2 tRNA genes and 3 rRNA genes are annotated in these 5,763 nt (G+C 44.5%); all 5 read left to right on the top strand.

What is annotated here, in order from left to right:
• The first annotated feature begins 438 nt into the window (after positions 1-438).
• A 16S ribosomal RNA gene (locus CQA57_RS08040) occupies positions 439-1,937 on the top strand.
• A gap of 116 nt (positions 1,938-2,053) precedes the next feature.
• A tRNA-Ile gene (locus CQA57_RS08035) sits at positions 2,054-2,130 on the top strand.
• A 3-nt stretch (positions 2,131-2,133) separates the two neighbouring features.
• Positions 2,134-2,209 (top strand) — tRNA-Ala (locus tag CQA57_RS08030).
• Between the two features lie 239 nt (positions 2,210-2,448).
• Positions 2,449-5,326 (top strand): 23S ribosomal RNA (locus tag CQA57_RS08025).
• 142 nt (positions 5,327-5,468) lie between these two features.
• Positions 5,469-5,584, top strand: a 5S ribosomal RNA gene (rrf, locus tag CQA57_RS08020).
• Together the 16S, 23S and 5S rRNA genes with 2 tRNA genes alongside form the textbook arrangement of a ribosomal RNA operon.
• Positions 5,585-5,763: the final 179 nt, after the last annotated feature.

Genomic DNA, 5,763 nt, shown 5'->3' with positions numbered 1-5,763 from the left:
AATCACCACATTTTTCATTTTTTTCTCATCTCTTAAGCAAACTTTAAGTATAAAATTTGTATTATTCTGTTTCCTAAATTGAAACGGGCGTTTAAAGACTTGCTTTTATGCATTTTATAAGGGTTAAAAAACACCTTTTAATAATTTTAAATTTTTCGTAAATCTTTTTAGGTTGTTCTTTTACTTAAAATAAAATTGTTACATTTGTTATGTAAAGTAAAAACTTACTTGACATTTCATAGCATTTTATTTTGGTAGTGATCTTTGAAATCTAAGCAAGAGTTTTTAGGTTTTTAATTTTTACTCAATTTTTTATTTTTTAAAATTTAAAGACTTATAACTCTTAGTGTTAATTTATACAACTCTGTTTATACTTAATTAAGTTTAAACTTGTGATAAAGAGAATAAGCTAAGAGTTCAGGAATAAACTTCCAATTTTTTATGGAGAGTTTGATCCTGGCTCAGAGTGAACGCTGGCGGCGTGCCTAATACATGCAAGTCGAACGATGAAGCTTTTAGCTTGCTAAAAGTGGATTAGTGGCGCACGGGTGAGTAACGCATAGGTTATGTGCCCCATAGTCTGGGATAGCCACTGGAAACGGTGATTAATACTAGATACTCCCTACGGGGGAAAGTTTTTCGCTATGGGATCAGCCTATGTCCTATCAGCTTGTTGGTGAGGTAATGGCTCACCAAGGCTATGACGGGTATCCGGCCTGAGAGGGTGATCGGACACACTGGAACTGAGACACGGTCCAGACTCCTACGGGAGGCAGCAGTAGGGAATATTGCTCAATGGGCGAAAGCCTGAAGCAGCAACGCCGCGTGGAGGATGAAGGTTTTAGGATTGTAAACTCCTTTTGTTAGAGAAGATTATGACGGTATCTAACGAATAAGCACCGGCTAACTCCGTGCCAGCAGCCGCGGTAATACGGAGGGTGCAAGCGTTACTCGGAATCACTGGGCGTAAAGAGCGCGTAGGCGGGATAATAAGTCAGATGTGAAATCCTGTAGCTTAACTACAGAACTGCATTTGAAACTGTTATTCTAGAGTATGGGAGAGGTAGGTGGAATTCTTGGTGTAGGGGTAAAATCCGTAGAGATCAAGAGGAATACTCATTGCGAAGGCGACCTACTGGAACATTACTGACGCTGATGCGCGAAAGCGTGGGGAGCAAACAGGATTAGATACCCTGGTAGTCCACGCCCTAAACGATGAATGCTAGTTGTTGGGGTGCTTGTCACTCCAGTAATGCAGCTAACGCATTAAGCATTCCGCCTGGGGAGTACGGTCGCAAGATTAAAACTCAAAGGAATAGACGGGGACCCGCACAAGCGGTGGAGCATGTGGTTTAATTCGAAGATACGCGAAGAACCTTACCTAGGCTTGACATTGATAGAATCCTATAGAGATATGGGAGTATCTAGTTTACTAGAACTTGAAAACAGGTGCTGCACGGCTGTCGTCAGCTCGTGTCGTGAGATGTTGGGTTAAGTCCCGCAACGAGCGCAACCCTCGTCCTTAGTTGCTAGCAGTTCGGCTGAGCACTCTAGGGAGACTGCCTTCGTAAGGAGGAGGAAGGTGAGGACGACGTCAAGTCATCATGGCCCTTACGCCTAGGGCTACACACGTGCTACAATGGGGTGTACAAAGAGAAGCAATACCGCGAGGTGGAGCAAATCTCAAAAACATCTCTCAGTTCGGATTGTAGTCTGCAACTCGACTACATGAAGCTGGAATCGCTAGTAATCGTGAATCAGCCATGTCACGGTGAATACGTTCCCGGGTCTTGTACTCACCGCCCGTCACACCATGGGAGTTGTATTCGCCTTAAGCCGGGATGCTAAACTGGCTACCGTCCACGGCGGATGCAGCGACTGGGGTGAAGTCGTAACAAGGTAACCGTAGGTGAACCTGCGGTTGGATCACCTCCTTTCTAGAGAAATATCAAGATATTTGTTTATCTTGATTGACAGAGTAAAAGAATTAAAAACCAAATTCTTGCTTAGTTTTCAGAGATTAACATCAAAGATAAAATGTTAGTCATTGTAGGGGCTTATAGCTCAGGTGGTTAGAGCGCACCCCTGATAAGGGTGAGGTCAGAGGTTCAAGTCCTCTTAAGCCCACCATATGGGGAATTAGCTCAGCTGGGAGAGCGCCTGCTTTGCACGCAGGAGGTCAGCGGTTCGATCCCGCTATTCTCCACCATAGTTTTTAGTTTAATGTAAGTATTACCTTATAATAATATTTACATTAGGCTAAGCCTAAGTGTTTTTTAAATTATTATTGTTAAGCCTATGAATATAGTAATAAGACTACAATTACTCTGTTTTTATTTAGTGTATTGTTAATACATTCAATAAGGCAGTGATAACTTTAGAATACTTAACTATTTTATCCATACTTTAAAAGTAAAGCAGTAAGATACTTTGTAAGATCTTATGTGAAAATAAGCTTTTAAGGGCAGATGGTGGATGCCTTGGAAGAGAGAGGCGATGAAGGACGTACTAGACTGCGATAAGCTACGGGGAGCTGTCAAGAAGCTTTGATCCGTAGATTTCCGAATGGGGCAACCCAACTAGCACTAGCTAGTTACCTTAAATGGAGCGAACCTAGGGAAGTGAAACATCTCAGTACCTAGAGGAAAAGAAATCAAACGAGATTCTCCTAGTAGCGGCGAGCGAACGGGGAACAGGGCAAACCGAGTGCTTGCACTCGGGGTTGTGGACTGCAATATCCACTTTTATTATTTAGTAGAATTACCTGGAAAGGTAGGCGACACAGGGTGATAGCCCCGTATATGAAAGATAATAGATAGGTAGCAGTATCCAGAGTAGGCCAGGACACGTGAAATCCGGGCTGAAGCAGGGGAGACCACTCTCCAACCCTAAATACTACTCTCTTACCGATAGCGAACAAGTACCGTGAGGGAAAGGTGAAAAGAACCGCAGTGAGCGGAGTGAAATAGAACCTGAAACCATCTGCTTACAATCATTCGGAGCCCTATGATTTATCAGGGTGACGGACTGCCTTTTGCATAATGATCCTGCGAGTTGTGGTATCTGGCGAGGTTAAGCAAACGCGAAGCCGTAGCGAAAGCGAGTCTGAAAGGGCGTTTAGTCAGATGCTGCAGACCCGAAGCTGAGTGATCTATCCATGGCCAAGTTGAAGTAAGTGTAATAGCTTATGGAGGACTGAACTCGTACCCATTGAAACGGGTTGGGATGAGCTGTGGATAGGGGTGAAAGGCCAAACAAACTCAGTGATAGCTGGTTCTCTTCGAAATATATTTAGGTATAGCCTCAAGTGATAGTAATAGGGGGTAGAGCACTGATTGGGCTAGGGCTGCTCACCGCGGTACCAAACCCTGTCAAACTTCGAATACCTATTACCGTATCTTGGGAGTCAGGCGGTGGGTGATAAAATCAATCGTCAAAAGGGGAACAACCCAGACTAGCAAATAAGGTCCCTAAGTTCTATTCTGAGTGGAAAAAGATGTACAGTTACTTAGACAACCAGGAGGTTGGCTTAGAAGCAGCCATCCTTTAAAGAAAGCGTAACAGCTCACTGGTCTAGTGATTGCGCGCTGAAAATATAACGGGGCTAAGATAGACACCGAATTTCTAGATTGTGCTTGCACAGTGGTAGAAGAGCGTTCGTATCTGCGTTGAAGGTATACCGGTAAGGAGTGCTGGAGCGATGCGAAGTGAGCATGCAGGAATGAGTAGCGATAAAATATGTGAGAATCATATTCGCCGTAAATCTAAGGTTTCCTACGCTATGCTCGTCATCGTAGGGTTAGTCGGGTCCTAAGACAAGTCAGAAATGGGTAGTCGATGGAAAATAGGTTAATATTCCTATACCAACCATTGTGTGCGATGGGGGGACGCATAGGGTTAGGTGCGCTAGCTGATGGAATAGCTAGTTTAAGAGTGTAAGTTGGGAGATAGGCAAATCCGCTCCTGTATCACAAGCTCGATGAGCTCTTTGAAGTTTTCGGATGGAAGAGAGTGTCACTGATACCGTCGTGCCAAGAAAAGCCTCTAAGTTTAGCAATGGTTGCCCGTACCGTAAACCGACACAGGTAGATGAGATGAGTATTCTAAGGCGCGTGAAAGAACTCTGGTTAAGGAACTCTGCAAACTAGCACCGTAAGTTCGCGATAAGGTGTGCCTACGCAAGTAGGTCTCAGCAAAGAGTCCCTCCCGACTGTTTACCAAAAACACAGCACTTTGCAAACTCGTAAGAGGAAGTATAAGGTGTGACGCCTGCCCGGTGCTCGAAGGTTAAGAGGATTAGTCAGCCGCAAGGTGAAGCTTTGAATTGAAGCCCGAGTAAACGGCGGCCGTAACTATAACGGTCCTAAGGTAGCGAAATTCCTTGTCGGTTAAATACCGACCTGCATGAATGGCGTAACGAGATGGGAGCTGTCTCAACCAGGGATTCAGTGAAATTGTAGTGGAGGTGAAAATTCCTCCTACCCGCGGCAAGACGGAAAGACCCCGTGGACCTTTACTACAGCTTGGCACTGCCGATGGGAGCATTATGCGCAGGATAGGTGGGAGGCTTTGAAATCTTTACTCCGGTGGAGATGGAGCCATCCTTGAGATACCACCCTTAATGTTTCTGTCTGCTAACTGGCTTGAGTTATCCTCAAGCAGGACAATGCCTGGTGGGTAGTTTGACTGGGGCGGTCGCCTCCTAAAAAGTAACGGAGGCTTGCAAAGGTTGGCTCATTGCGGTTGGAAATCGCAAGTTGAGTGTAATGGCATAAGCCAGCCTGACTGTAAGACAAACAAGTCGAGCAGAGACGAAAGTCGGTCATAGTGATCCGGTGGTTCTGTGTGGAAGGGCCATCGCTCAAAGGATAAAAGGTACCCCGGGGATAACAGGCTGATCTCCCCCAAGAGCTCACATCGACGGGGAGGTTTGGCACCTCGATGTCGGCTCATCGCATCCTGGGGCTGGAGCAGGTCCCAAGGGTATGGCTGTTCGCCATTTAAAGCGGTACGCGAGCTGGGTTCAGAACGTCGTGAGACAGTTCGGTCCCTATCTGCCGTGGGCGTAGGAAAGTTGAGGAGAGCTGTCCCTAGTACGAGAGGACCGGGATGGACGTGCCACTAGTGTACCAGTTGTTCTGCCAAGGGCATCGCTGGGTAGCTACGCACGGATGTGATAACCGCTGAAAGCATCTAAGCGGGAAGCCAACTCCAAGATTAACTTTCCCTGAAGGTCGCAAGAAGACTACTTGCTTGATAGGTTAGGTGTGTAAGTGCAGTAATGCATTTAGCTGACTAATACTAATAGACCGTTTGGCTTATTTTTATGTGATAAAATAGAAGTATTTGTTATCACTGCCTTATTGAGTGTATAGGGTTTTATTGCTATATAGGCTAACAAAGAAGATTTTTCTTTATCATTAGGAAGATGGAGTTAAGAATAATAAGATTATTTTTAACTCCCTTTTCCTTGTGTTTATAGAGAGGAGGAAACACCCAGCTCCATTCCGAACCTGGCAGTTAAGCTCCTCTTCGCTGATGATACTGCACCTTTCAGGTGTGGAAACGTAGGTCGATGCAGGGTTAGGGAAAAACTTCTTTTTGCTTCTATAGAATTCTTTTTTATTATTTTTTATTTTCTAATTTTAGTATTTTTATAATATTTTATAGTGTTATTTTCATTATCTAAGTAATTAAGTTATTAGAGTGATGTTTGAGCTTATTTATTGCGCACTAATGGCATAGTTCTTTTTACGTTCGCTG

Origin of the sequence: Helicobacter anseris (genome assembly GCF_003364335.1) — a bacterium.
In the GTDB taxonomy this organism is placed as follows: Bacteria; Campylobacterota; Campylobacteria; order Campylobacterales; family Helicobacteraceae; genus Helicobacter_H; species Helicobacter_H anseris.
This window is presented reverse-complemented; position numbering and strand designations above follow the sequence as displayed.